The sequence below is a fragment of the Roseovarius confluentis genome, assembly GCF_002917925.1.
GTDB classification, from domain to species: Bacteria; Pseudomonadota; Alphaproteobacteria; order Rhodobacterales; family Rhodobacteraceae; genus Roseovarius; species Roseovarius confluentis.
Genome location: NZ_PPFE01000003.1, coordinates 316,892 through 343,727, shown reverse-complemented (window position 1 = coordinate 343,727; position 26,836 = coordinate 316,892). Strand labels below are relative to the sequence as shown.

At 62.8% G+C, this 26,836-nt stretch carries 26 protein-coding genes and 1 tRNA gene; 13 read left to right on the top strand and 14 right to left on the bottom strand.

The features are described 5' to 3' along the window. Positions 1 to 16 precede the first annotated feature (16 nt). From C2I35_RS09625 to C2I35_RS09605, 4 genes are all read right to left on the bottom strand, one after another. The gene (locus C2I35_RS09625) at positions 17 to 4,378 is read right to left on the bottom strand and encodes a chemotaxis protein CheB (protein ID WP_103762818.1); all 4,362 of its coding nucleotides are present in this window, start codon (positions 4,376 to 4,378) and stop codon (positions 17 to 19) included. A gap of 98 nt (positions 4,379 to 4,476) precedes the next feature. Further along, the gene (locus tag C2I35_RS09620) at positions 4,477 to 4,863 is read right to left on the bottom strand and encodes a DUF4112 domain-containing protein (RefSeq protein WP_103762817.1); all 387 of its coding nucleotides are present in this window, start codon (positions 4,861 to 4,863) and stop codon (positions 4,477 to 4,479) included. 814 nt (positions 4,864 to 5,677) lie between these two features. Further along, a tRNA-Ala gene (locus C2I35_RS09610) sits at positions 5,678 to 5,753 on the bottom strand. 95 nt (positions 5,754 to 5,848) lie between these two features. Next, positions 5,849 to 6,172 carry a TIGR02300 family protein gene (locus tag C2I35_RS09605; protein WP_103762815.1) on the bottom strand — a complete coding sequence of 108 codons (324 nt, stop codon included), beginning with the start codon at positions 6,170 to 6,172 and terminating at the stop codon, positions 5,849 to 5,851. A 114-nt stretch (positions 6,173 to 6,286) separates the two neighbouring features. On the opposite strand from C2I35_RS09605, the gene C2I35_RS09600 reads away from it, so the two are divergent. Genes C2I35_RS09600 through C2I35_RS09585 form a run of 4 tightly spaced genes read left to right on the top strand, consistent with a single transcriptional unit; the run spans position 6,287 to position 8,857 of the window. After that, positions 6,287 to 6,976 carry a M48 family metallopeptidase gene (locus tag C2I35_RS09600; RefSeq protein WP_103762814.1) on the top strand — a complete coding sequence of 230 codons (690 nt, stop codon included), beginning with the start codon at positions 6,287 to 6,289 and terminating at the stop codon, positions 6,974 to 6,976. Positions 6,977 to 7,021: 45 nt separating this feature from the next. Then, positions 7,022 to 7,699: a GntR family transcriptional regulator gene (locus C2I35_RS09595; protein WP_103762813.1), complete on the top strand. Its 678-nt coding sequence runs from the start codon at positions 7,022 to 7,024 to the stop codon at positions 7,697 to 7,699. 43 nt (positions 7,700 to 7,742) lie between these two features. Continuing rightward, entirely contained in the window at positions 7,743 to 8,462 is a 720-nt protein-coding gene (gene ubiG / locus C2I35_RS09590; protein ID WP_103762812.1) for a bifunctional 2-polyprenyl-6-hydroxyphenol methylase/3-demethylubiquinol 3-O-methyltransferase UbiG, read from the top strand. Then, entirely contained in the window at positions 8,459 to 8,857 is a 399-nt protein-coding gene (locus tag C2I35_RS09585) for a DUF4149 domain-containing protein (protein ID WP_103762811.1), read from the top strand. The genes ubiG and C2I35_RS09585 overlap by 4 nt, the downstream gene beginning before the upstream one ends. Here C2I35_RS09585 and C2I35_RS09580 read toward each other — a convergent pair. Next, positions 8,854 to 9,816 carry an acetyl-CoA carboxylase carboxyltransferase subunit alpha gene (locus tag C2I35_RS09580; protein WP_103763002.1) on the bottom strand — a complete coding sequence of 321 codons (963 nt, stop codon included), beginning with the start codon at positions 9,814 to 9,816 and terminating at the stop codon, positions 8,854 to 8,856. The two genes, C2I35_RS09585 and C2I35_RS09580, sit on opposite strands and share 4 nt — an antisense overlap. A 111-nt stretch (positions 9,817 to 9,927) precedes the next feature. On the opposite strand from C2I35_RS09580, the gene C2I35_RS09575 reads away from it, so the two are divergent. Beyond that, on the top strand, positions 9,928 to 10,485 hold the full coding sequence (locus C2I35_RS09575) for a helix-turn-helix domain-containing protein (protein WP_103762810.1): 558 nt from the start codon (positions 9,928 to 9,930) through the stop codon (positions 10,483 to 10,485). Continuing rightward, positions 10,482 to 11,009, top strand: coding sequence for a GNAT family N-acetyltransferase (locus C2I35_RS09570; RefSeq protein WP_103762809.1), 528 nt, complete (start codon positions 10,482 to 10,484; stop codon positions 11,007 to 11,009). Before C2I35_RS09575 ends, C2I35_RS09570 begins: the two co-directional genes overlap by 4 nt. Here the strand turns inward: C2I35_RS09570 and C2I35_RS09565 are convergent. Both C2I35_RS09565 and C2I35_RS09560 read right to left on the bottom strand, forming a co-directional pair. Beyond that, complete coding sequence (locus tag C2I35_RS09565) at positions 11,006 to 11,629, bottom strand: hypothetical protein (RefSeq protein ID WP_103763001.1); 624 nt, start codon at positions 11,627 to 11,629, stop codon at positions 11,006 to 11,008. The two genes, C2I35_RS09570 and C2I35_RS09565, sit on opposite strands and share 4 nt — an antisense overlap. Positions 11,630 to 11,673: 44 nt before the next feature. Further along, positions 11,674 to 12,279: a LysE family translocator gene (locus C2I35_RS09560; RefSeq protein WP_103762808.1), complete on the bottom strand. Its 606-nt coding sequence runs from the start codon at positions 12,277 to 12,279 to the stop codon at positions 11,674 to 11,676. An 81-nt stretch (positions 12,280 to 12,360) separates the two neighbouring features. Between C2I35_RS09560 and C2I35_RS09555 the strand changes: the two genes are divergently transcribed. Beyond that, complete coding sequence (locus C2I35_RS09555; protein WP_103762807.1) at positions 12,361 to 12,804, top strand: Lrp/AsnC family transcriptional regulator; 444 nt, start codon at positions 12,361 to 12,363, stop codon at positions 12,802 to 12,804. Here the strand turns inward: C2I35_RS09555 and C2I35_RS09550 are convergent. The 4 genes from C2I35_RS09550 to C2I35_RS09535 form a co-directional block, all read right to left on the bottom strand. Then, complete coding sequence (locus tag C2I35_RS09550) at positions 12,801 to 13,961, bottom strand: cation:proton antiporter (protein WP_103762806.1); 1,161 nt, start codon at positions 13,959 to 13,961, stop codon at positions 12,801 to 12,803. The two genes, C2I35_RS09555 and C2I35_RS09550, sit on opposite strands and share 4 nt — an antisense overlap. Positions 13,962 to 14,069: 108 nt before the next feature. Further along, entirely contained in the window at positions 14,070 to 15,380 is a 1,311-nt protein-coding gene (locus C2I35_RS09545; RefSeq protein WP_103762805.1) for an ABC transporter permease, read from the bottom strand. Further along, entirely contained in the window at positions 15,377 to 16,183 is an 807-nt protein-coding gene (locus C2I35_RS09540; RefSeq protein WP_103762804.1) for a taurine ABC transporter ATP-binding protein, read from the bottom strand. Before C2I35_RS09540 ends, C2I35_RS09545 begins: the two co-directional genes overlap by 4 nt. 86 nt (positions 16,184 to 16,269) lie before the next feature. After that, complete coding sequence (locus C2I35_RS09535) at positions 16,270 to 17,262, bottom strand: taurine ABC transporter substrate-binding protein (RefSeq protein ID WP_103762803.1); 993 nt, start codon at positions 17,260 to 17,262, stop codon at positions 16,270 to 16,272. Positions 17,263 to 17,659: 397 nt separating this feature from the next. Here C2I35_RS09535 and C2I35_RS09530 point away from each other — a divergent pair, with 397 nt between their 5' ends. Next, entirely contained in the window at positions 17,660 to 19,045 is a 1,386-nt protein-coding gene (locus C2I35_RS09530; protein WP_103763000.1) for an aminotransferase family protein, read from the top strand. A gap of 93 nt (positions 19,046 to 19,138) precedes the next feature. On the opposite strand, the gene C2I35_RS09525 is transcribed toward C2I35_RS09530, so the two are convergent. Next, positions 19,139 to 19,810, bottom strand: coding sequence for a YiaD family glycine zipper/OmpA-like lipoprotein (locus C2I35_RS09525; protein ID WP_103762802.1), 672 nt, complete (start codon positions 19,808 to 19,810; stop codon positions 19,139 to 19,141). 187 nt (positions 19,811 to 19,997) lie between these two features. Beyond that, positions 19,998 to 20,861 carry a bifunctional helix-turn-helix domain-containing protein/methylated-DNA--[protein]-cysteine S-methyltransferase gene (locus C2I35_RS09520; RefSeq protein ID WP_103762801.1) on the bottom strand — a complete coding sequence of 288 codons (864 nt, stop codon included), beginning with the start codon at positions 20,859 to 20,861 and terminating at the stop codon, positions 19,998 to 20,000. 97 nt (positions 20,862 to 20,958) lie between these two features. Here C2I35_RS09520 and nth point away from each other — a divergent pair, with 97 nt between their 5' ends. Continuing rightward, a complete protein-coding gene (gene nth, locus C2I35_RS09515) occupies positions 20,959 to 21,603 on the top strand; it encodes an endonuclease III (protein WP_103762800.1) in 645 nt (214 codons plus the stop codon). After that, positions 21,600 to 22,586, top strand: coding sequence for an adenosine kinase (locus C2I35_RS09510; protein ID WP_103762799.1), 987 nt, complete (start codon positions 21,600 to 21,602; stop codon positions 22,584 to 22,586). Before nth ends, C2I35_RS09510 begins: the two co-directional genes overlap by 4 nt. A gap of 423 nt (positions 22,587 to 23,009) precedes the next feature. On the opposite strand, the gene C2I35_RS09505 is transcribed toward C2I35_RS09510, so the two are convergent. Then, on the bottom strand, positions 23,010 to 23,828 hold the full coding sequence (locus C2I35_RS09505) for a sulfotransferase family protein (RefSeq protein ID WP_103762798.1): 819 nt from the start codon (positions 23,826 to 23,828) through the stop codon (positions 23,010 to 23,012). Positions 23,829 to 23,978: 150 nt separating this feature from the next. Between C2I35_RS09505 and C2I35_RS09500 the strand changes: the two genes are divergently transcribed. Genes C2I35_RS09500 through C2I35_RS09490 form a run of 3 tightly spaced genes read left to right on the top strand, consistent with a single transcriptional unit; the run spans position 23,979 to position 26,834 of the window. Then, a complete protein-coding gene (locus tag C2I35_RS09500) occupies positions 23,979 to 25,556 on the top strand; it encodes a DUF5928 domain-containing protein (RefSeq protein WP_103762797.1) in 1,578 nt (525 codons plus the stop codon). Between the two features lie 11 nt (positions 25,557 to 25,567). Beyond that, entirely contained in the window at positions 25,568 to 25,954 is a 387-nt protein-coding gene (locus tag C2I35_RS09495) for an HIT domain-containing protein (RefSeq protein ID WP_103762796.1), read from the top strand. Between the two features lie 49 nt (positions 25,955 to 26,003). Next, positions 26,004 to 26,834 (top strand): ion transporter, encoded by an 831-nt coding sequence (locus C2I35_RS09490; protein ID WP_103762795.1) that lies wholly within the window; start codon positions 26,004 to 26,006, stop codon positions 26,832 to 26,834. Positions 26,835 to 26,836 lie beyond the last annotated feature (2 nt).

Genomic DNA, 26,836 nt, shown 5'->3' with positions numbered 1-26,836 from the left:
TGCTCCCGACGCGGCTTCACGTCAAATCCGACAGTGCAATCCTTACATGAATACCCGTATCGCGATAGTCTATTGTCACGTCAGCGCCTTGGGCCGCAAGGATGCGCGTCAACAGCGTTGTGCCAAACCCTGCCGACGTCGGGGCCTCAACGCCCGAAAGACCGGATTCGATCCAGTTTATTTCCAAGCCGTCCTCATTTTGCCAACTGACATCCAGCCGCCCTTCCTCGGTCGACAGCGCGCCGTACTTGCTGGAATTGGTCGTAAGTTCGTGAAAGCCCAGCGCCAGCGTCTGCACAAGGCCAGGTGGCAATTCCACGTAAGGCCCGTCAAGATGGATCGCATCCACCCGGCTCGCGCGATAAGGGTCGATCTCGGTCTCGATCAGGCTCCTCAACGACATGCCCTGCCACTTGGCATCCGCCAGTTGCCGGTGCGCCGCCGCCATCGCCCTGATCCGCGCCTGAAGCGCGTCGCGATAGCCCTCCAACGTGTTCGACGACCGCCCTGTCATCCGGGTGATGGTCGACACCGTCGCCAGGATATTCTTCACCCGATGATCCAGTTCGGCCGAGATGACCGCCAACCGTGCCGCCTCCGCCTTGCGTTCGGTGATGTCCAGATTCAGCCCAACCCAAGAGGTGATGCGGCCAGTGGCATCGCGGATAGGCCGCCCCAGCGCCAGTGTGTGATAGATCTTGCCGTCCTTGCCGATGATATCCAGCTCTCGCTCCCACGGCGTTCCGGTGCGCAGCGTTTCGGTCCACAGTTCCTTGATCTCGTCGCGCATCTCGGGCGCGACGCAGTCGCTCAGGCCTGCGGTCTGTGCCTCTTCCAGCGTCTTGCCGACCAGTTCCAGGAAAGCGGGGCTGACATAGGTCAGATTGCCCTCCGCATCGTTGATCCACACCCCGAACGGAATCGATTCACCCAGCGTGCGATACTGGTCGAAGCGCTCTGCAAGGTCGCGCTCCAACCGCTTGCGCTCGCTCACGTCCAGCGCGGCGGAATAAAACCCCGTCACCGCACCCGCCGCATTCCGTCTCGGCGCATAACTGACCAATACATCGCGTTGCGCGCCGTTCGTGTCCGACCCGATCGACACCTCGAATGTCTGCTCTTCGCCGCGAAGAGCGCCGGCGACATAAGGGGCAACGACCTCGTAGGCCGCGGGGTTCACCAGGTCCGACATCCGCAGCCCCTCGATCTCGTCCGCGGTCCGGCCCCAGAACTCGTAGGCCTTGTTGACGAACTCGTAACGTTGGTCGCCGTCGATCACGGCAAAGAGGATCGGCAGACTGTCCGCCATGTCGCGCAGTTGTCGGCGCTCTTCCTCGATGCTGTCCAGCGCCCGCCCGCGCGCAATCACCAGCCACAGAACATTCGCCGTCGCCTGTAGGAAATTTATGTCGTCGGCGTCAAAGCCACAGCGTTCGAGGCTGCATTCATGCACGCCCAGAACACCCCATGGCGCTTCATGCGGGCCGATCATCACGCTGGCACCGCACAGGATGTGATGATCCTTCAGCAGTCTCGGCGCTGTAAACCGCTTTTCTTCGCGGAAATCCCTGACCACCACGGCACTGCGCTGTTGCAGCGTATACCCCGCCTGGCTTTCGACGCCTGTGCCGACTGTCGACTCCCCAACCGTCGCCTCGGTCCAACCGACGCCTGCCCGGAGGGTCAATCGGCCGCCGCCAGGATCAAGCTGAAGCACCTTGGTGAACCGCACGTTCATATGCTCCGACAATTCGCGCACGGCCATGTCCAGAACATCCTGAAGTTCCGCCCCCGAAAGCGCCAGGCGGCCCAATTCGGCAACAGCCTCCTGTTGCGCCTCGCGACGTCGGGCGGCAGCACGGGCTCTCTGAAGGTTGGTGACGTCGGTATATGAAACCACCACCCCCCCGATCTTGTTGTCCGACGTCCGGTAAGGGCGCAGGCGGCGGATGCGGTGCCTGCCGTCATCAGTACTGATCTCGGCTTCGATATCGCTCAGTTTATCAAGACAGGTCCGCGCGTCCTCGATCAGGTTCGGGTCCTGCACCCGCATCACGATGTCCTCGACCGGCCGGCCGATATCGCCGTCAAGGATGCGCATCACCTCCTTCATCGCTGGCGTGAACCGGCGAATCAGCAGGTCGGTATCAAGGAAGATCACGCCGATGTCGATCGAGGTCAGCAGGTTGTTGAGATCGTTGTTGGTCTGCTCCAGTTCCTCGATCTTGTCCTCGAGCTGGCTGTTGACCGTAGACAATTCCTCATTGAGCGATTGCAGTTCCTCGCGCGAGGTCTCCAGTTCCTCGTTGGTCGACTGCAACTCCTCGTTCATGCTCATGACCTCTTCATTCGAGGCTTTCAGCTCTTCGTTCGAGGTCTCCATCTCCTCGATGGTCGATTGCAGGTCTTCGCGCGTTGATTGCAGTTCGTATTCCAGCGTTTCGACCGCATCGCGCTCACCCGGTCCGGCCGCTTTGCGGGCCTTGGCCCGCGCGTCTGCCTCTGCATCGGTATCGCGCAAGTCCGAAGCATCTTCGAAGCAGACAAGATAGTTGGGCTCACCGTCGCTCCCGTCGACTTTCTCAGCGAAAATCCGGACACTGATCTGGCCGCCGCCGCGCGGCACGTTCAGCGCAACCGCCTCCGCCTCTTCGCCGCCCGATCGCATCGTGTTCAGGACCATGCGCAGCTTGCCGCGCAACTCGGGCACTACGATTTCAGGCAACCGGCTGGTCGGCTCGCCATCCGGAAACTGCAGATAGTCGCGCATCGTCCCGTGAAAATAAAGCGCCTCGAGGCTCTTGTTGACGACCACGCAGGGCGGCACGAAGCGCTCCAGCAGTTGCCGTCGCGCGGTTTCGGCAACCGGCGCGAAAGAGCGCGGGCGCGACGCCAGTTTCGGACCGTCACCCGTTCCGCTCGGCGGAGCGGGGAACTTCCCCGGCCGAACCCGGCTGTTGACTGCCTTGCGATAGATCCGGCTGCTTTTGTCGACCGCCGTGAACAGGCGACCGGGCCGTTCCGCGTTCTCTGAATTGCCCAGCAGCAGGTGCCCGCCCTCGCCCAGCGCAAAGTGGAACATCTCGATCATCCGCTGCTGCACATCGGTTTCGAGATAGATCATCACGTTGCGACAGCTGATGATGTCCAACCGCGAAAAGGGCGGGTCCGAAATCACGTTTTGAGTGGCAAAAACCACGGTTTCGCGCAGCCGCTTGCTGACCAGGAACGTGTCGTTATGCTCGACGACGAAATTGCGCCGCAACCGCTCGGGTATGTCGGGCAGCGCAGCGGCGGGATACTCGCCGCTACGGGCGACTTCGATGGCCTTCGAGTTGAGATCCGTGGCAAACACCTGAACCGGACAATCCACGCGACGCCTGTCCAGCCGGTCGAAGATCGTCATGGCAAGCGTATAGGCCTCTTCCCCGCTGGCACAACCGGGCACCCAGGCACGGATCGCTTCCCCCTTCTTTTTGCCGTCCAGCATCGGCTCGATCACCTTGTCGGCAAGAGCCTCCCAGACTTCAGGCTCGCGAAAAAACCGCGTCACGCCGATAAGAAGGTCGCGAAAGAGGCAGTGCACTTCCTCGGGAGTCTGGGTCAGGTAAGCGACATAATCGGACAGCTCCCGGAACTGGCCCAGCCCCATGCGCCGCTGGATGCGCCGTTCCACCGTGCCGCGCTTATAGTTGCCAAATTCATACTCGGTCTGCAGCCGCAGCTGCCGCAGGACTTCGTTGTACCCTTCGCCAGCCTGCTGCGACAGGGACTTGTCCGCATCCGCCGGCTTGCGCAGATACGGATGCTCGAAGAACTGCGTCAACCGCTCGGGCATCTCGGCCACCGGCAGGACGAAATCCACAAGTCCGGTGTTGAAAGCGCTGCGCGGCATCCCGTCATGTTCGGCCTCAACAGCGTCCTGCGCCATCGCCATGCCACCCGCCGCCTTGATCTCGCGAAGGCCCAGCGTGCCGTCGCTGCCGGTGCCCGACAAAACGATGCCAATCGCCTTTTCCTCTCGCTCCTCGGCCAGCGACCGGAAGAAATAGTCGATCGCCATGCGCATGCCCTTTTCCTCGACCGGCGCATCAAGGCTCAGTTTGCGGTCGATCAGGCGGATGAACTTGCCCGGCGGGATAACGTAGACGGTGTTCGGCTCCAGCAACATGTCATCCGCGGCCTGCACCACGGTCATCGAGGTCTGCCGCGTCAACAGGTCCGCCATCATGCTGGGATGGTTCGGATCCAGGTGCTGAATCAGGATATAGGCAGCTCCGGTATCCCCCGGCAACGCCTTCAGAAACCGCTTGTAGGCATCCAGCCCTCCGGCGGAAGCACCGATACCGACGATTGGGAAATCCCTGTGGTCTGCCATGCGTCCTCCTGACAAGCAAAGCCTATAGGAAACCGAGTACTTTGAACAACGGCTTCTTGATCTGCCAAGCCTTTTGCAGGTTGCGCCAGAGCACCACTTCAGCTGCGTGCAAATTCGGGCGTCTGCCCTCCTGCTGCCGACGGAACATCCAGATCGCGGCGCAGTAGCGCCACGTTGCGGCGGTGGGATTTGAAGAACAGGTCAAACGCGTCGCCGATCAGGGGAATGCCACCAATTACCGTGTCGACCCCGGTGTTCAGCGCCATGCGCCCCAGCACCCGCTTGCGCGCCCCCATCCGGTGCCCTTCGACGATGATCCAGGCACCGGGCCCAAGGGGGACCAAGTCACCCACCCCCGGTATCAGCCCCAAAATCGAATCCCACCCGACCGGGATGCCGAGCAGTGGAATCCGGAACTTGGAATCCAGAGTGTTGGCCAACCGGTCCAGCCGAGCCAGTCGCGCGGTGTGGTCGCTGTCGGTCATCACGACCTGTCACGCTCTGCACCGACGCTTAGCCGCCAGGGCGCGATGCGAACGGGTTGAGTTGCAACACGGCGAGTCAGGGCCACAACGACCGAATGCAGCAGGAACATCGGGAAAATCCTTTCGCGAACTTCAGCCTGCAGTGTGTGCAAGCCTGCCCGATCAACGTGCGGCCCAGGCGCAAGGTTCCGCCCTGCGTTGCCACGCGGTCGGTGCTGCTCCGGTCAGGGAGGCGGCTGCTGCAACAGGGTCACCGCGGCGATCAGCATGTCCTCGTTGTCGCCCAGAACATCCTGCCGCGTGGGGAAATGGCGTCGTGTGGCGGTCGCGCCCAACCCCTACAGCGGCAGCCCCCGGTTGGGTCCGGCCCGCAATGCCCGGCGCACGGCGACACGGCAGTCCATGGCCGCGGGAAGATGCGGAATGGGTGGCAGCGCTCGAGGGACGGGATTGCCCCGGACATCGTACGCAGTGGGCGGCTGGCGCGAAACACGTTGCGCGTGGGCTCGATCGCGCGGTCGGTTATCATGTGCAGCAGCGCCTCGCCTGCCGGAATGGTGCCGCCGTCAAGGCAATATTCCGGCAACCCGGGGCACTTAACTCTGATTGTAACTTAATAAACTTACCAAGAAACAATCACCAGAAACCAAGTAACGACTCACACTACTAAGCCTGTCATGTCCGATAAATCCAGTATCATACTCAAGTCCACTCAACTGCTGCTCTGTTGGAGCAAATGAACTATTGAAATTTAGGGGCATGGGCGGGGCACAGTGGTCACGGTGCGAATTTCATCAATAAATTCAACGGGATTTGGTGGAGCCTAGCGGGATCGAACCGCTGACCTCCTGCATGCCATGCAGGCGCTCTCCCAGCTGAGCTAAGGCCCCGAACCGATGGCCCGTCGCCGGGCCGTCATTTGCCGCGTTCTAGGTAAAGCGGCAGGCGGGATCAAGTGGAAAATCCCGCCCTCTCACAACTTGGTTCAGCTTTCGTCGTCGTCCGACGCAACGTCCGCGATATCATCGAGCGAGACGTTATCATCGTCGTCGTCGTCGTCCAGAACATCGTCGCCCAGGTCCACATCGACATCATCATCATCCTCGATGACTTCCTCGTCGACTTCGTTGCCCTTCATCTTCTTGGTCTCGGCATCTTCCGCGTCCGCGGTGATCGACCGGCTCTTGCCGGAATGCAGCTCGACAACCTCGCCCGTGTAGGGGCTGACGATCGGATCTTTGTTCAGGTCGTAAAACCGTTTGCCCGTCGTCGGGCAGACGCGCTTCACACCCCATTCTTCCTTGGGCATCCTTATCCCTTTCGGTGTCTGTGGACTTGCAGGCGTTCGACGTCCCCTGCCATAAGACGTATCAGGTGTCAAAGGCATAAAGCGCGGCGCAGCGCTGCAAGAGGTGAGCGGCATATGGGGCATTACGTTCTGCCCGGCAACCCCCCGGTCGAAGTGACCCTGCGCCGCTCGGCGCGGGCGCGGCGGATTTCGCTTAGGGTGTCGGGTGTTGACGGGCGCGTGACGCTGACCATGCCCCCAGGCGTGGCAGAGCGCACGGCGCTGGACTTCGCCAATGAAAAGGCCGCGTGGCTGAGGGCGCAACTTTCACGTCAACCCGATCTGACCGAGGTACGAATCGGCTCGGACCTGCCTGTCGAGGGCCGCCCGCGCCGTCTCTTGCCCGGTTCGGGCCGGCGGATCGAGCTTGCGGACGACACGCTCACCGTGCCCGGCCCGCCCGAAACCGCGCCCCGGCGGGTCCAGGCTTGGCTGAAGACTCGCGCCCGCGACCAGCTTGCCACCGCCTCGGATCATTATGCGCAGGCGGTTGGCCGCAAGTACGCCCGTCTGACCCTGCGCGACACCCGCTCGCGCTGGGGCTCGTGCACCCAAGACGCAGGGTTGATGTATTCCTGGCGGCTCATCCTCGCGCCCCGCGACGTTCTCGATTACGTCGCCGCGCACGAGGTCGCGCATCTCGTTGAAATGAACCATTCGCGCGCCTTCTGGAGCATCGTCGATCGGATCTGCCCCGGCTATGACACGCCGCGCCGCTGGCTGCGTGAAAACGGTGCGGAACTTCACCGCTATCGCTTCGACTGACGCAACAGGATTGACCGCGCGGCAAACTGTGATCACAAATGCCCCATGAACTTTCCGCCGCGCTCCGAAGCCGGGCTTGCCTCGGCCACCGGCGCCGCCCCCACCGGGTCGGCCCATGACCGCGTCTATCGTGGATTGCGCAGTCGTATCATGCATGGCGAGTTGCGACCCGGACAGGCCCTGACCCTGCGCGGCGTCGGCGCGGAATACAATGTTTCCATGACCCCTGCCCGCGAGGCCGTCCGCCGCTTGTCGGCCGAGGGTGCCCTGACGGTCAGCAGCTCTGGCCGCCTTGCCGCGCCCGAGCTTGGCAACGAACGAATCGAGGAACTGGCCGCGCTGCGCGCCCTGATCGAGGTCGAACTGGCCAGCCGCGCCCTGCCCCGCGCCCACATGGCCCTGATCGACCGCCTGCAATCCATCAACACGCGGATCACCGATCACATCGCCCACCAGGACGCGGTCGGCTATATCCGCTCGAACCTCGAATTTCACCGCACGCTCTACCTGCGCGCCCAGGCGCCCGCGATGCTGGCCATGGCCGAAACCGTCTGGCTGCAACTCGGCCCCACGATGCGCGCGCTTTACGGCAAACTGCAGCAGAAAGAGCCGCCGCGTTACCACCGCCTGATCATCTCGGCGCTCAAGGCCGGGGACGAACCGGGGCTGCGCCTTGCCGTCCGCTCCGACGTGACCCAAGGGCTGAAGATGCTGTTGGCCTGACGCCGCCTCTGGATGCCCGTGGCAAGCGGCCTATCTCCGCCGCATGGCTGAAAAAAACCGCAACAAGCAAGAGATCTACGACAATGCCGCCGCGCAATGGTGGTCGGACGACCTCCGCTGGGTGCGCACGCTGAAAAACCTTGTGCCCGCCCGCCTGAAGTACTTCGACCGGCACATCGACTGGGCAGGCAAAACGGTGCTCGACCTTGGCTGCGCAGGCGGCTTCATGGCCGAAGCCATCGCCGGGCGCGGCGCGCAGGTCACCGGCATCGACCCCGCGAAGGAGGCCATCGCCGCGGCCCGGTCCCATGCCGCACAATCCGGCCACGACATCCGCTACGACACCGGCGTGGGCGAGGCGCTACCCTATGAAGATGCGGCCTTCGATGCCCTCGTCTGCGTCGACGTCCTGGAGCATGTCTCGGATCTGAGGCAGGTCCTGCACGAGGTCGCCCGCGTGCTGAAACCTGGCGGACTGTTCCTGTTCGACACCATCAACCGCAACATCATCGCCCGGCTGGCCACCATCACCATGGCCGAAGATATCCTTGGCCTGCTGCCCAAGGGGACCCATGACCCCGCGATGTTCATCAAGCCAGCCGAACTGACGGACGGGTTGCAGGTTGCCGGACTGATCCCCGGCAAGATAACGGGGCTTGGCCCGACCGGCCTGACCCGACGGCTGGATTTCAGGTTCGGCGTGCTGCCTTTCAAGCAAGTGATCTATATCGGAACCGCCCTGAAACCGGAGGCCACAACATGACGATCCTCGCCCTGCTTCTGACCGCGCTCCTCTTCGGCGGCATGACGCTCTATGCTTTCGGCTTCGCGGCCTTCGTGCTGCGCGCCCTGCCGGAAGAGACAGCGCGCACCCTGATCCGCCGCGCCTTTCCACATTTCTACCTGTTCGTGCTGGGAACGTCTGGCCTCGCCGCAGTCTGCGCCGCCTTCGCCGACCTGCTGTCCATGGCGATCCTCGCCGTGATCTCGCTCACCACGCTCTACGCGCGGCAATCTCTCATGCCGACGATAAACGCCGCCACCGATGCCGGCCACTCCAAACGGTTCAAGCTGCTGCATCTTGGCTCGGTGATGATCACGCTGGCCCACATCGCGGGCGCGGCATGGGCCCTCATCCGGCTCGGCGTAATTCTCTAGGCCGCCAGGCCAGTCGATCCCATCTTCAGGAACTTCTCGCGCCGGTCACGCACCAGTTCCTCGCGCGACAGGTCCTTCAACCCGTCCAACATCGCCCGGATCGCATCACTCACCGACGCCATCGCGCCCGTCGGATCACGATGCGCGCCGCCTTTGGGCTCGTCGATCACGCGATCGATCACGCCCAACTTGATAAGGTCCTGCGCGGTCAGCCGCAGCGCCTCTGCAGCCTCGCGCATCTTCTCGGAATCCTTCCACAGGATGCTGGCACAGCCCTCGGGGCTGATCACCGAATAGACGGAATGCTCCAGCATCGCCACGCGGTTGGCCGAGGCGAACGCCACCGCACCACCCGATCCGCCCTCGCCGATAATGACACTGACCAGCGGCACACCGGCCTTCAGGCACATCTCGGTCGAGCGGGCAATCGCCTCGCTCTGGCCGCGCTCTTCGGCGCCCTTGCCCGGATAGGCGCCGGGCGTGTCCACCAGCGTGATAACCGGCAGGTTGAACCGGTCCGCCATGTCCATCAGCCGGATCGCCTTGCGATAGCCCTCGGGCCGCGCCATGCCGAAATTCCGCTCGATCCGGGACTTGGTATCGTTGCCCTTCTCATGCCCGATCACAACCACCGGCGTGTCGCCGAACCGCGCCAGCCCGCCCATCACGGCCTGATCATCGGCAAAATTCCGGTCGCCCGCCAGCGGCGTGTATTCCTCGAACAGCGCCTCGATGTAATCCTTGCAATGGGGCCGGTTAGGATGCCGCGCCACCTGGCATTTCCGCCATGGCGTCAGGTCCTTGTAAAGGTCGGTCAGCATGGCAGCGGCTTTCTTGTCCAGCGCCCCGGCCTCGTCCTCGACATCCATCCCCTCGGTCGTCCGCGCCATCGCGCGCAGCTCTTCCGCCTTGCCTTCGATTTCCGCCAGGGACTTTTCAAAGTCGAGGTAATTGGTCATGCCCATGCTCCTGTTTGGCCTACGGGATATATGGAAAAGGTCGGAGGGTTCAACAGACTTCGCATCATGCGGGCATTGCGCGAATCTCTTATATGGGATAAATTTCCACTTATGGAATCATTTACTGCCTCACCGCCCACGCTGGCCCGACACATCCGCGACCTGCGCCAGTCGCGCAACCTCACGCTGGCCGATCTGGCCAAGGCCAGTTCCGTCAGCCGAGCGAGCCTCTCTCGGATCGAGAATGGCGAGGTCAGCCCCACGGCCGACACGCTTGCCAAGCTCTCGACCGCCCTGCGCCTGCCGATCTCGCAATTGATCTCACCGCTGGAAAGCCGGCTCCAGGCCTTCGTGCCCCGCTCTGCCCAGCAAGTCTACCACGACGCCAGCCACGGCTTTCAACGCCGAAACGTCTCGCCCCCCAGTGCCGGCCTGCAACTCGAGATCGTCGAGGCCACGCTCGAACCGGAGGCGACGATCTCCTACGACCATCCCAGCGTTCCCGGGCACGAGCATCATTTCGTATTGCTCGAAGGCGCGTTGTACATCACTGTCGACAGCCAGACCCACAGCCTTTGCCCCGGCGACTGCCTGCGCTACCGCCTGAACGGCGTGTCGGAGTTCCGCGCCGGGCCGGACGGCGCCCGCTACCTGCTGGCGCTGGCATGACCGCGCCGCGCATCATCAATCTGACCGGCCCCGAGCTGGATCGGAACCTCGACGGCCTCACTCGCCTGCTGATCGACACAGTGACCGAGGGCGCTGCCGTCAGCTTCCTGGATCCACTCGCGCCCGAGACGGCCCGTGCCTTCTGGCAAGCCGACGTCTTCCCCGAGGTTACCGCCAACCGCCGCTGCCTGCTCACCGCCCACCTGGGTGATACGCTTGTCGGAACGGTGCAACTGATCACCGCCATGCCGCAGAACCAGCCGCACCGGGCCGAGATCGCCAAGATGATGGTCCACCCCACCGCCCGACGCCGCGGTCTGGGGCACGCGCTGCTGCGGGCCGCGCTGGATCATGCCCGAACCTTGGGCAAGACCAACGTGACCCTCGACACCCGCAGCGGCGATGTCTCGCAATCACTTTACGCCTCGGTGGGGTTCGAAGTGGCGGGCATCATTCCCGATTTCGCGCTCGATCCCGACGGACGGACGCTCCATTCCACGACCTACATGTACAAACGGCTTTAGCCGCGCGCGACGTCAAGCACCGCTCGCAGCGCCAGTTCCGGCGAACTCAGAACCGGCACGTTCAGATCCTCCAGCCGCGCCGCCGCGCCATCCATCGAGGCTTGCGCCAGCACCACCGCTGCCACGTCGCCCTGCGTCTCGACCGCTTGCCGCACCTCGCCAGCGATCACGGCATCAAAGGCCTCTGTCTCGCCTGCCTCGAACAGCGGCCAGTATTGCGGCATCGGCAGGGGATAGACCTTTTGCGGCGTGCCGTCCTCGGCCAGCGCGCGTTCCAGCAGCGCAAGGCTGGGCGCATAGGTACTCTCCAGGCAGAACGCCATCAGCACCGGCCCCTGCGCCTGCGCCGCCGCGCGCATCATCGGCCAGTCCACGCGCATAGCCCCCGCGCTCTCGGCCACTGGCCCCAGCGTCGTGCAGGTACACAGCACCGGCCCCGGCGCACGGGCGATCACGCCTGCGATTTCGTCTTCCAGCGCCGCAGCGCCGTCGTCCTGCGCCTTTTTCAGCCATCGCGGACGCACAACGTGCTTCAACGTCATATCCGGATTGATCCGGTCCCGGATGTTGTCGAACCGAACCCGGTGCGCCTCGGCCGTATGCAGCAAGGTGATTGTCATGCCTGCCGTCATCGCAGCATCCCCGTCATGGCGCAAGTCCCGGCCTATCCCGCGCCCTGCTGTCGCAAGACCAGGACCAGCGTCAGCACCAGCAGTGCCGCCATCATCCGGTTGAACACCCGCAACCGCTTTGGGCTGTTCAGAAAGCGGCGCATCTGCTGGCCCAGCACCGTCCAGCTCGTGGTGCTGACAACCGACGCGACCACGTAAACCCCGGCCACCCACAAGATCGCGTCAAGGTCGCGGCTCGTCGCGTAAAGCGTGATCGCCGACAGCGCCATGCTCCATGCTTTGGGATTTACCCACTGGAAAGCTGCCGATTGCAGGAAGGTCAGCGGCTTGCCTTCCGCCCTGGCCTCCCTCGGCGGGGCGGCATTGGCGATCTTCCACGCAAGGTACAAAAGGTACGCGACACTCAGCACCATCAGGATCGTGTAGGCCGGCGGCCACAGGTCGAACAACTGCATAACCCCCAGCCCCACCAGCACGATCATGCAGGGAAATCCCAGCGTTATTCCCAACATGTGCGGCACGGTCCGGCGAAAGCCGAAGTTCGCGCCCGAGGCCATCAGCATCAGGTTGTTGGGCCCCGGCGTGATCACCGTTGTGAAAGCAAAGCCGGTAAGAAGGGTCAGCAGCTGGAATGTCATGAACGCAACATATGGCGTAAGTAGCGCAGTGAAATTGCGTTCCTTTGCGTATGATTTGGTTTTATGCAATTATTTGCGCCTATGGATCACATAAACGACAAAATATTGCACGAGCTCCAGCGCGACGGTCGGATCAGTAACCTCGATTTGGCAGAGAGAGTCGGCCTTTCGCCCTCCGCCTGCCTGCGCCGGGTGCAGGATCTAGAACGCCGCGGCATCATCACCGGCTTCCGCGCCGTGCTCGACCGCTCCAAGCTGGGCGTCGGGTTCATCGCCTATGCCACGGTTGGACTGAACTCCCACACCAAGGACAGCCAGATCGCCTTCGAACGCGCCATGGCCACAGCACCCGAAGTGGTCGAGTGCCACAACATCACCGGGTCGGTCGAATACCTGCTTCGGATCGAGGTGGCCGACCTGCCCGCCTACAAGGCGTTCCACACCGATGTCATCGGCACGCTGCCGCAGGTCAACGCCATAACATCCTTCGTGGTGATGGGCTCGCCCAAGGACATGCGGGCCTAACCGTCCTGCCGGGTCACCCGCCGGATTGCCAGCAGGGTCAGGGGCGGGCCTATGATCTCGAACACTACAGTGCTGGCAATGGTCAGCGCCATGATCGTTCCCGACCAGTCCGGCAGCGCCTCGCCCGCGACCAGCGCGATGCCGACCGCGACGCCCGCCTGCGGCAAGAGCGCCGGGCCATACCACCGCCGCTCTGCCGCGCTGGCCCCGGCCAGCCAGCCCCCGGCGAACCCGCCCCAGATCCGCGCCAGTATCCGCAAGCCAAGGTAAAGCACCCCGGCCCAACCAAGCCCCAAAAGTGCGTCCAATTCCAGTGTCGCCCCGGCCAGCAGAAAGAACAGGATCATGAAGGGCCACTGAACATGTTCGATCTCGTGAAAGGCGCGCTCGTGGTGCTGCGCGAAATTCACCACCACCGCGCCGGCTGTCATCCCCGCGATCAGGAAGGACACCTCGAGCCACAGCGCAAGGCCCGCGGTCAGGAACACGATCCCGATCGCCTCGGCCTGCTGCGGCTCTCCCGGGGTCAGCCGCCCGGTCAACAGCGCCGCCGGCACGCCCAGCGCCACGCCCAGGGCGACACCACCCAGGATGTCATGCGCCGCGCCGCCCAGGATCTCGGCAAGTCCGCTGGACTGGCTGACCACCGCAAGCACAAGACTGAACAGGATCAGGCCCCAGACGTCGTCTATGGCCACGATCCCCTTCAACGTGTCGGTGAATGCGCTCTTCACCCCCGTCTGCCGGATCACATCCGTCATCGCCGCCGGGTCCGTCGCCGTGGCAATCGCGCCCAGCACCAGCGCCAACTGCCAATCCAGGCCGATCAGCACCAACCCGGCCACGACGACACCCGCCGTGCCCAGCGCGATGACCAATGACAGGATCAGGATGGCCCGCCCACGCCGCGCCAATATCTCGCGGGTCAGAGTCCCGCCCAATAGAAAGGCGACCATGGTCAGCGCGACAATGGACAAGACCTCGAACCACGCGATCAGGTCACCGGGGATCAGGTCCAGCCCGGCCTGCCCGGCGACCAGCCCCAGCAGCAACAGCATCGTCACCCGTGGCAGACGCGTGAAACGTCCCGCCTGGTCCGCCACCAGCCCGGCCAGGAAAAGGACCCCGAGGGCCATCAAAAGCTCGGCAATTTCCATGGCGTCACCCTGCACGGTCGCGCGTGCATTCTTCCTTGATCCGCATCAACTCGCCATAACGAAAAACGCCCGGCACGAGGACCGGGCGTTTCGCAATTCTCGTCGCCGTCAGACGCGCCCTTTCCACGGCACCAGCCATTTCTCCAGCATCCGGATGCCCACGTCGATCAGGAAACCGATGATCCCGATCAGGATGATCCCGACGATCACGATATCGGTCAGCTGGAATTTCGACGCGACCATGATCATCATGCCAAGGCCCCGCTCGGCCGCCACAAGTTCGGCGGCCACGACGGTGCCCCAGCAGACACCCATGGCAACCCGAGCGCCGGTGAAAATCTCCGGCAGGCTGTTGGGAATGATCACCTTGGTCAACACCTGCGACTTGCTGGCCCCCAGCGAATAGGCCGCGTGCACCTTGGATATCGCCACTCCGGACACCCCGGCCCGTGCCGCGATCGCCATGATCCAAAGCGCGGCCAGGAACAACAGGATCACCTTGGACTGCTCACCGATACCGAACCAGATAATCATCAGCGGGATCAGCGCCAGCGGCGGCACCGGCCGCATGAACTCCACGATCGGGTCGAACCAGCCGCGTGCCCAGTTGGTCAGGCCCATCGCATAGCCCAGCGGTATCCCCACCAGCGCCCCGAAGAAGAAGCCCAGCAAGACCCGTTGCAGCGAGATCCACGTATGCTGCCACAGGGTATAATTGCGATACCCCTCTTCGTTCAGTTCGAAGAACCGCTCGACCGTCACCTCGGGCGCGGGCAGGTACAGCCGCTGCATCCGGTTGCCGGTCGAGGGCGAGAAGGTCGGCGTCCCCTTGTCGGTCAACCCAAGGTCGCCTTCCGGCAGCTTGAGCGTTTCCCCCGCCTGCACCTCGGTCCCGTTCAGCGCGGTGATGACGGCGTCCTCGCCCCGGCCCAGATCGTCATTGCCGAACACGTTGATCACCTTGTAGCCGTATCGCGGCACCACAAGGCTGTCGTTCTTGGCGAACCCCTCGCCCGGCTCCACCTCGGGCGCCGCCGGAATGCGGCCCGGGTTGCCCTCTGCGTCCACCGTCTGGCTGATATCCTCGCGGTAGACCAGCACGGTCACCTCGGCATCGTCCGCCCGTCCGTCCGGCAACGTGGACGTATAGGTGAACGTTACCTCGCCCAGATAAGGCGAGGACGCCTGCGGCAATGGCAGGGTAGAGTTCGTGAAGGCCACCCACAGCAGGAAGATCGTGATCACCGACAGCACGCTGGCCGCCCGATTGGGGCGCACGGCGCTTTCGTCACCGAAGGTCACGGTTTTCAGCGCGGTATAGTCGATCCGCGCAAAGAAGGCCCGGTACAGTGCCGAAACCGCGAGATAGGCAATGAAAAACGCGCCCACATAGAGCGCGAGAACGATGAACCCGGTCATGCGCTTTCCTCCACGCGGCCCATGATCTCTTCTTCCATGTTCCAAATCATTTCGAGGATTTCCTCACGCCGCTGACTGAACTCGGGATGTTTTTTCACCTCGCGCAGGTCCTTGCCCACACCCAGATCGGCAAAAGGCAGGCGATATTCCTTGTGAATGCGCCCCGGCCGCGGCGCCATCACCAGCAGCCGCTCACCCAAGAGCAGCGCCTCTTCGACCGAGTGAGTGATCAGGATGATCGTCTTGCCCGTTTCCTTCCAGAGCTTCAGTACAAGTCCCTGCATCTTTTCCCGCGTCAGCGCATCGAGCGCCCCCAAGGGTTCGTCCATCAGGATCACGTCGGGATCGTTGGCCAGGCAGCGGGCAAGCGCCACACGCTGCTGCATCCCGCCAGACAATTCGTAAATCGCCTTATCCTTGAAATCCTTCAGGCCCACCACTTCCAGCAGGTGATCGACGGTCGGCGTGTAGGTCTTCTTGCTCTCGCCCTTCATCCGGGGGCCAAAGCTCACGTTGTCGCGCACGCTCATCCATTCGAACAGCGCGCCCTGCTGGAACACCATGCCGCGCTCGGCATCCGGGCCGGTGACCTTGTGATCGTTCAGCACGATCTGCCCTTCGGTCGGCGCCAGAAACCCGGCGACGATGTTCAAAAGCGTGGTCTTGCCACAGCCCGACGGCCCCAGCACGCTCATCAATTCGCCGCTCTGCAGCTCCAGCGAGACGTCCTTGAGCGCCTGCACATGCCCGCCATTCGGCAGATCGAAGCGCATGGAAAGATTGTCGATTTTCAATGTCGACATTCCTGCCCCCTTCCGTTTTCGGATTATTGGTGTTGGTGCGGTCCCACGGGCCGGGCATGCGGCCCGCGGGCGTCTTGCGAAAAACCTTACTGAATGGCGGCTTCGAGCGGGCCGGTGTTCACATTCGTCTCGTAAGAGGCTTTTGACGCGTCGATCGAACCGGCTTCCACGAAGACGTCCGCGACACCCTTCATGAATTCCTGCGCGCCGCCGCCCAGCCATTTCTCGGTCAGTTGCTCATCCGCTGGCGGAAACACGAAAGTCTCGATGGTGGCCATCGTGTCTTCTTCTGACATGCCAGCGTCCTCGGCGATCACCGGCAGCATCTTGTCGTGGTTGGCCTCGTCCGCCCACATTGCGTTGGCGTCCGCCGTCACCTTGAGGAAGCTCGACACCACGTCCGGGTTCTCGGCGATGAACGACGCCGGGCCAGAGGTCACGTCGAACACGAGGATGCCCAGCTCTTCCTTCTCGGCGCCGGTCAGCAGGACGTTGCCGCTTTCCTTCATGCGGCGCAGCGCACCGCCCCAGCCACAGGCCATGTCGACGGCGCCTTGCGCCAGCGCGGCCTGCCCTTCGGCAGGGGCCATGTCCACGACCGTCAGGCTGTCCAGCGACACGCCGAAATGGTCCATCTGCTTCAGAAAGCCGTAATGCGCCGCGGTGCCCAGCGGCACGGCGACCTTCTTGCCGGCCAGTTCGCCCGCGCTGTCCTTGTCGATCTCCAACGCCGCCGACACGACGCAGTTGTCGTTGTCCGAATAAGAGACGGCCACGTCGACGATCTGCAAATCCTGGCCCGCGCTGGTGGCCACCACGAAGGGCGGCACGCCCTGGCTGACCACCAGTTGCACGTCACCCGACGCCATCGCGGCGCTCATGGCGGTGCCGGTGTCGAAGCTGACCCAGTTCACCGTCATGCCCATCGCCTCGTCATACATACCTTCGGCCTTGGCGTACTGGAACGGCATCGGCCATTCGAGGAAATAGCCGACCGTGATTTCCTGCGCCGATGCCGAAGCGCCCGCCAAAAGGCCCGCGCCGGTGGTGGCTGCCATGAGTTTTGACTTGAGTGTCATAGGTTCTTGTCTCCCTGGAGTTTCGTTTCTTTTATGTCGCGCCATCCTTGCCGGGGCCTTTGTCCACACGGCAGAAACTTTTCCGCCGCGCTGCCCCGATGGCAGATGCGGCCTCATCCGAGCCGAATTTACGATTCCGATCAATGATTTTGTCTGGCAAACAGGGCTTCTTCCACCTTTCCGAACCGAAGTTTCGGAAAAACCGTCTCAGAAATCAGCAGAATAGCACCAAATCACCGGATTACCGGGGGCAAACCGGCCATTACTGGACTTAAACAATGAGCCCAGTTGGCCCTATCGACAGAACCGGATTCGAGGCTGATTATACGCCAATGGCACCGCTGTGCACTTCTGCGCCCCCGGCCACCGTGCCGGGCTTGACCTGATGGAGTTTCCGATGGATGGCAACCTGCTGAACGATATCGAAAAAGTCGTGGACGCCGACCGCGCCCATGTCTGGCACCACCTGATTCAACACCAGCCGTTTCAGACCGGCGCCCCCAAGATCATCGTCGAGGGCAAGGGCATGCGCGTCTGGGACCAGCACGGCAAGGAACACATAGACGCCGTATCCGGCGGTGTCTGGACGGTGAACGTAGGCTACGGCCGCGAACGCATTGCCAACGCCATTCGCGACCAGCTGATCAAGCTGCCCTATTTCGCGGGCTCCGCCGGCTCGATCCCCGGCGCGATGTTCTCGGAAAAGCTGATTTCCAAGATGCCGGGCATGAGCCGCGTCTATTTCACCAATTCCGGCTCCGAGGCGAACGAGAAAGCCTTCAAGATGGTCCGGCAGATCGCGCACAAGCGCTATGGCGGCAAGAAATACAAGATCCTCTACCGCGAGCGCGACTATCACGGCTCGACCATCGGCACGATGTCGGCGGGCGGTCAGGACGAGCGCAACGCGCAGTACGGCCCCTTCGCACCCGGTTTCGTGCGCGTGCCGCACTGCCTTGAATACCGCGCGCAATGGGACCTGACCGGCGAGGAGTACGGCATCGCCGCCGCCAACGCGATCGAGGAAGTCATCCTTGCCGAAGGGCCCGACACCGTCGGCGCGCTCTGCCTTGAGCCCGTCACCGCCGGCGGCGGCGTCATCACCCCGCCCGAGGGCTACTGGCCCCGCGTGCAGGAGATCTGCCGCAAATACGATATCCTGCTGCATATCGACGAAGTCGTCTGTGGCGTGGGCCGCACTGGGACCCACTGGTTCGGCTACCAGCACTACGGGGTCGAGCCCGATTTCGTGACCATGGCCAAGGGCGTCGCCTCGGGCTATGCCGCCATTGCGTGCTGCGTGACCAACGAGAAAGTCTTCGACATGTTCAAGGACGACATCGAGGACCCGCTCAACTACTTCCGCGACATTTCCACCTTTGGCGGCTGCACCGCCGGCCCCGCCGCGGCGCTGGAAAACGTCGCCATCATCGAAGAGGAAGGCCTGCTGGAAAACACCACGAAGATGGGCGACTACATGATGGATCAACTGAACGCGCTGGCCGACAAGCATGCCGTCATCGGGCAGGTCCGCGGCAAGGGCCTCTTCCTCGGGGCAGAGCTTGTGTCAGACCGCGCCAGCAAGGAACCGGTGCCCGAGAAACAGGCACAGGCCGTCGTCGCCGACTGCATGGCGCAGGGCACGATCATCGGTGTGACCAACCGCTCAATCCCGGGCTTCAACAACACGCTGTGCTTCTCGCCCGCGCTCATTTCGACCAAGGACGACATCGACCAGATCGTCGCCTCGGTCGACGAGGCCCTGGGGCGCGTCTTCGGTTGAACGCAACGCTTGCAACGCAAACGCCCCGCCGGGTCCTCCGGCGGGGCGTTTCGTTTCAGCGCCAGATTATTCTGCGAATAATCTTCGCCGGCGTCAGGCCGCGTTGGGCAGGATGACGATTTCCACCCGCCGGTTCTGCGCCTTGCCGTCCTCGGTCAGGTTCGAGGCCACCGGCGCATCTTCGCCGCGGCCGAACGCGTCGATCCGGCTGAAGGCAACGCCACCGTTCATCAGCACGTCCGCCACGGCATTCGCGCGCCGCTCGGACAGGTCCTGGTTATGTTCGGCACCGCCGGAATTGTCCGTATGGCCGACGATCTGTACCCGGCTGTCGGGATAATTCTGAAGGTTCTGCGCCACCGCGGACAGATCGCTGCGCAGGCCCGGACGCACCGCTGCGCTGTCCACGTCAAACAGGATATCCTGCGGCAGCGTCACGATCAGGCGGTCGCCGGTGTTCTGGATATCGACATTGTCGTTGCCAATGTTGTTGCGCAGTTCGGCTTCCTGCCGGTCCAGCATGTTGCCGGCCACGGCACCGCCCGCCGCGCCGACGGCGCCGCCGATCAGCGCGCCCTTGACCTTCTTGTCGGCCACGAGCGCCCCCGCGCCCGCACCCAGCAGCCCGCCCAGCAGTGCGCCTTGCTTGGCCTTCTGGTTCCGGTCAACGGCGGTGTCGTCGAGGTAGGCCGGGCTGGTACAGGCCGTGGCCCCCAACATCGACAGACCTGCAATGATAGTGACTGTTTTGTGTGAAATGCTCATCCTGATGCCTCATGTTCCAAACGCCCGTTTGCCGGGTCTGATCGCGATTCTAAGCAATTTTCGGCCAATGCCCAAGCATATTCTGCGGGGAATTCGGCGAGGATCCGCCCAGAACGGCCTTTCCCCACGCCACGAAACCGGCCGGAAATGCGCATTCCCGGCCCAATTTTCTGCCCAGAAAAAGGGCTCACCCGGCCTCGACCCGCGCACTTTCCCATGCCAGGATCGCCCGTTTCACCGGCAGTCCCCAGTGATAGCCGCCCAGACCGCCCGATTTGCGCAGCGCCCTGTGGCACGGGATCAGGAAACTGACCGGGTTACGCCCCACCGCCGTCCCAACAGAGCGTACGGCCCGCGGATTGCCGATGGATTGCGCGATTTCCGAATAGGTTGTCACATGGCCCGACGGGATCTGCATAAGCGCCTCCCACACCTTGATCTGAAAGGGCGCGCCGATCATGTACAGCGGCACTTTATCGCCCGCCTGGCCGCCCGCACCGAAGGCTTGCAACACCCACGGGCGCAGCATCATCGGATCTTCCACGAATTCCGCGTTGGGCCAGCGGGAAATCATGTCCGCCATCGCCGCCTCTTCGCCGGTTTCGCTGGCGAACCCGATACCGCATATGCCCTTCTCCGTGCCCATGACCAGTGCCAAACCGAACGGGCTGTCGAACCATCCCCAATAGATCTTCATCCCCGCGCCCCGCCGCGCGAACTCGCCGGGGCTCATCGCCTCCCACCGCAGGAAAAGATCATGTAGCCGCCCCGTCCCCGACAGCCCCAGCTCATGTGCCGTGTCCAGCGTGGTGAACCGCTCGGCCAGCAGATCCTTGGCCTGCCCCAGGGCGAGGTATTGCTGATACCGCTTCGGGCTGACGCCCACCCACTGCGTGAACAACCGCTGAAAATGCGACGGGCTCATATTCATGCCGCGTGCCAGATCCGACAGGCTGACGCCCGCCCCGCCCGCGTCAATCAGGTCGATGGCCCGGCGCATGACGTTGAAATGATACCCATCGCGGATTTCGGTGTTGATCCCGGCGTTCATGTGTCGTCTCCATTCAATGCAATGAATGTACGCGCACGCTCGCCCCTCGGCGACCCGAATGTTGCGCATCCGCCCCAAAGCGGGCACAAGGACAGCCATGGCCAAGCAACTCGACTACAAAACGATCCGCGAGATATTCACCCGGTTTCAGGAAGCCTCCGCAGAGCCAAAGGGCGAACTCGACCACGTGAACGCCTACACGCTTCTCGTCGCCGTCGCCCTTTCTGCGCAGGCCACCGATGCCGGCGTCAACCGCGCCACGCGCGAGCTGTTCAAGATCGCCGACACACCTGAAAAGATGCTGGCTCTGGGTGAGGAAGAGCTGATCGAACACATCAAGACGATCGGCCTTTACCGCAACAAGGCCAAGAACGTGATGAAGCTGTCGCGCATCCTGATCGACAAGTACGACGGCCAGGTGCCCAATTCGCGCGCCGCGCTGCAATCGCTCCCGGGCGTGGGGCGCAAGACCGCCAACGTGGTGCTGAACATGTGGTGGAGCTATCCCGCGCAAGCGGTCGACACCCATATCTTCCGCGTAGCCAACCGCACCGGCATCGCGCCGGGCAAGGACGTGGACGCCGTCGAGCGCGCCATCGAAGACAACGTGCCGGTGGACTTCCAGCAGCACGCCCACCACTGGCTTATCCTGCACGGACGCTACCACTGCAAGGCCCGCGCCCCGATGTGCCAGACCTGCATCATCCGTGAACTCTGCCAATTCGAGGAAAAAAGACTGTGACCAAGTACCAAGCTGTCGGCATCGGTAACGCCGTCGTCGATGTCATCTCGCAAGCCGATGACGGGTTTCTGTCCCGCATGGGCATCGAAAAAGGCATCATGCAACTGATCGAACAGGATCGAGCCGAACACCTTTACGACAACATGCAGAACCGCACCCAAATGGCCGGCGGCTCGGTCGCCAATACAATCGCCGGACTGGGCGCGCTGGGCCTCGGCGCCGCCTTCATCGGCCGGGTCTCGGATGATGCGCTGGGTCATGATTACGCCCGCGAGATGGCAGATGTCGGCGTCGATTTCGTCAACGCGCCCGCAAGCGACGGCGAACTGCCGACCTCCCGGTCAATGATCTTCGTGTCGCCCGACGGCGAGCGGTCGATGAACACTTACCTTGGCATCTCCACCGAACTCGGCCCCGACGATGTCGACGAGACCGTCGCGGGCGGCGCCGGGCTGCTGTTTCTCGAGGGCTACCTGTTCGACAAGGACAAGGGCAAGGCCGCCTTCCTCGCCGCCGCCCGCGCCTGCCGCGAGGCGGGTGGCATGGCCGGCATCACCCTGTCGGACCCGTTCTGCGTCGACCGGCACCGCGCCGATTTCCGCAAGCTGGTGACCGAGCTTGACTACGTCATCGGCAACGAGCACGAATGGTGCGCCCTCTACGAGACCGAAGACCTGGGTGCCGCGTTGGAACAGGCCGCGGCTGAAAGCGGCCTGATCGTCTGCACCCGCTCTGGCCATGACGTGGTGATCGTGCGCGGCGACGAAACCGTGACCGTGCCGGTGGCTTCTATCACGCCCGTCGACACGACCGGCGCGGGCGACCAGTTTGCAGCGGGCTTCCTTTACGGTCTTGCGACCGGCGCCTCGCTGGACGTGGCCGGCCGCATGGGTTGCATCGCCGGGGCCGAAGTGATCAGCCACTACGGCGCTCGCCCGGAAACCGATGTGAAAGCGCTTTTCAAGGCTGAAGGGCTGATCTGACCGGCGCCATTTTCGTTCAAAGAAAATGGGTCGGAAAATGGGATTTTCCGCTTAGGTTCCGACGAGCGGCGCGGTTGATCCGCGTCGGTGCGAATGGTCCGCGTCGGACCATTTGAGTATTTGAGGCAAGAAAAAGCCGTGGATGCGCGTCCGGGTCGGGCGTCGTTCGGCGCGGCGCCGATGCAGACCCGAAACCCGGACGCGGCTTTTCCTTGCACGGTCATCGGCTCTCCAGCCTGTACCGCACCACGATCATGACGAGGCATCGTTAAGAAAACGTTCGCGGCTTTTTCTTGCCTAAATACTCAAATCACCGCGCTCTCAGTCTTGCCGATGGCCGGACGAGAGCGTCGCGACTGCCACATGCCCGAGGAGGAGGCACGACGACGAGACAAGCGAGCGTGCGCGGCCCGCGCACTCCGCCTACTCGCCCAGCTTGGCGTGTACCTCGTCCAGGTCGATCTCGCCGATGGGCATCTTGTTCGACGGATCGTCGAAATCGTATTTGAACAGCTCGAAATCCCGGTGATAGATCTCTTTCACCAGGTGCATCGACAGGTCGTCGAAATAATCCTCGACCGGGTGCGCCCGTTTCGGCCCGTGGCCCTCGCTCTCGTTGAAACGCGGGATCTCTTTTAGGTCCACCTTGTTCGGCGTCTTCGTCGCCTTCAGGACATCCGCCATCCCGTCGTTGAACGATTCCGTCCAGAAGATCCTGTCATACGTGCCGCCATTGACGATGAAGGTCGAAACGTGCCCCGCCATCGACGACCAGTGGATGTCCGGCTCCATCGGGCGTTTCCAGCGGATGGTGTCGCGCGTGAACAGCAGGAACCGGCGGAAACTCTTGATCTGGTCGAATTCCTGCTTGCCGTCCTCGCCGCCAACCTCGATGCCGTATTTCTGGATCAACAGCGGTACCAGCTTGCCGCGATAGCGCTTGCCGTTGCGCTGGATGCCGCAGATCTTGTCGAAAAAGGACGACAGGATGCGCGTGTAGGGGTTGCGCACGCAGGTAAAGGCATAGGACGTATGCGTCTTGACGTTCGCCTTGATCAAGGGCTGGCTTTCGTCGCGGGCCCACTTGTGCAAACCTTCGGTCGCATCGTGGATGTCACCGTCAAAGAATTCACCATGGTCCGAGTAGTACATGATCTGCCCAATGGTTGAGCAGGCGCATTTCGGCACCACGCGATAGACCATGCTCTCGCTTTCCGTCATCCATGTACCGGGAAAGCCCATTTGCCTGCCTCCAACCCCGTTGTCCTGGTTCTTCTTGGGTCAATTCGTGTTTAGCCCGTTAAAAAAACCAACGAAAGCCTGTTTATTCAACGGCTGTTCATCTCTATCACTATAAACAATTGACGAAAGAGCAGGTAAATCGTTTCGCCTATGGCCAGGATCGCCTTCATTCTGCTGTGCCACAAGGACCCCGATGCGATCATCGGACAGGCGAACATGCTGACTGCGGCGGGCGACTATATGTCGATCCACTTCGACGCCCGCGCCAAGCCCGAACATTACCGCAAGATCCGCGCGGCGCTGGCCGACAACCCGAACGTCACTTTCGCCCGCAAGCGCATCAAGTGCGGCTGGGGCGAGTGGTCGTTGGTGCAGGCCACGCTCCACGCCATCGAGGCCGCGGTCGACGCGTTCCCCCGCGCCACCCATTTCTACATGCTGTCGGGTGACTGCGCCGCCATCAAGTCGGCGCGCTACGCCCACGATTTTCTCGACGCCCACGATGTCGATTACATCGAAAGCTTCGACTATTTTGCATCCGACTGGATCAAGACCGGCATGAAGGAAGAGCGGCTGATCTACCGCCATTTCTTCAACGAACGGAGTCATAGCCGGCTGTTCTACGCCTCGTTCAACATCCAGAAAAAGCTGCGCCTCACCCGCGAGATCCCCGCCGACCTGCAAATCCAGATCGGCAGCCAGTGGTGGTGCCTGCGCCGCCGCACCATCGAGTGGATTCTCGATTTCACCCGCAAGCGCCGCGACGTGATGCGTTTCTTCCGCACCACCTGGATTCCCGACGAGACCTTCTTTCAGACCCTCGTGCGCCATCTCGTCCCGGAAAGCGAGATCCGGACCCAGACCCTGACCTTCCTGATGTTCACCGATTACGGCATGCCGGTGACCTTCTACAACGACCACTACGACCTGCTGCTCAGCCAGGACGCCCTCTTTGCCCGCAAGATAAGCTCCGAAGCGACCGAGCTCAAAACCCGCCTCGGCGCGCTTTACGCCGATGAAGACGCCCGCTTCAACATTTCCGATGAGGGGCGCAGCCTCTTCAAGTTCCTGACCGGCCGCGGCCGCATAGGACGCCGCTTCGCCCTGCGCTTCTGGGAAACCGAAAGCACGCTGGGGCGCGAACGCGAGCTCATGATCATCATCTGCAAGAAGTGGCACGTCGCCAAGCGGATGATCGACACCATCCGCCAGGTCACGAACGTGCCGGCCATCGAATACCTCTTCAACGAGGAAAACACCCACCTGCCCGACCTGGGCGGCATCCAGGCGACGCTGGGCAAACGCACCCGCCACCGCCGGGCGCTTATGCGGATGCTGTTCGACTATTTCGAGACCGACCGCCTGATCGTCTGCATGGATCCCGGCAATATCGACCTGCTCGAGGATTTTTGCAACGACCGCTCCACCACCAAACTTCTGGAAATCCAGTGCGAGTTCTCCGACGCCTACTTGGCCGGCCATGCCCGCCGCGTCGGGCTGGCCGGCACCCAGACGCCCAGGGAAACGCTGGAACGCCTGCTGCCCACGATCCGCGGCGACATCAACTTCGAATCCGATCGCATCCGCGACGCCGAGTTCGAGAATCACAGCATCATGAAACAATCCAACGACCCCGAGGATAACGCCGACCTCATCGCCCGCTTCCTTGATATCGCGCCCGACAAGGCGCTAGAGGTTGCGCAAACCGACCACCTGTATGCCGACTGAGGCCACCCAACATGTCTTTTTCCTATGACGACCAGAATATATTCGCCAAGATCCTGCGCGGCGAAATCCCCAACGACACGGTGCTGGAAACCGAGCACACGCTCGCGTTCAACGACATCCAACCACAGGCGCCGGTGCACGTTCTGGTGATCCCCAAGGGACCGTACGTCTGCCACGATCACTTTGCCGCCGAGGCATCCGAGGCGGAACTGGTGGATTTCATGCGCGTCACCGCGCAGGTTTGCGCCATGACCAGCGTCTCGCCGGGCGACGGTTATCCGGGCTACCGCACCATTTCAAACGCGGGCGAGGCCGGCGTGCAGGAAGTGCCGCATTACCACCTTCATATCCTTGGCGGTCGCGGCCTCGGGCGGATGCTGGCCAAGGCCGACACCTGATCCGAACCGTGCCTTGCGCCCCAGCGCAGCTTGCCCCATATCCAGCGCCATGAGCCAGACAACCCAAGCCAGTCCCAAAAGCCTGCGCGCCCGCGTCGAGACGCTCGTCAGCCGGACGAGCTTTCAGAATTTCATCCTCGCGGTGATCCTTTTCAACGCCGTGGTGCTGGGGCTGGAAACGTCGCAGACGGCGATGGCGGCGGCGGGTCCGCTGATCGTCTTGCTCGACAAGATCTGTCTCGCGATCTTCGTGGTCGAAATCGCGCTGAAGCTCTTTGCCCGCGGCACGGCGTTCTTCCGCAACGGCTGGAACGTCTTCGACTTCGTGATCGTCGGAATCTCGCTCATCCCCTCCACTCAGGGCCTGTCGGTGCTGCGCGCCCTGCGCATCCTGCGTCTGTTGCGGGTGCTGTCGGTCACCCCGTCCCTGCGCCGCGTGGTCGAGGGGTTGATGAACGCCCTGCCCGGCATGGGCTCGGTCTTTCTGCTGATGGGGATCATCTTCTACATCGGCTCGGTCATGGCGACCAAGCTGTTCGGCGGCGGATGCCCTGCCTGCACCCCCGAAGAGGCCGTGCTGTTCGACGAATGGTTCGGCACGATCGGTCGCTCCGGCTATTCCCTCTTCCAGATCATGACGCTGGAATCATGGTCGATGGGCATCGTCCGCCCGGTGATGGAGGTCTATCCCTACGCCTGGGCCTTCTTCGTGCCGTTCATCCTTGTAACCACCTTCGCGGTGGTGAACCTTGTCGTGGGCCTGATCGTGAACTCGATGCAGGACGCGCATAACCTCGAAGCCGAGGAACGCACCGACACCTACCGCGACGAGGTGCTGCAACGCCTGAAATCCATCGAGGACACGCTGAAGGACAAGTAAGC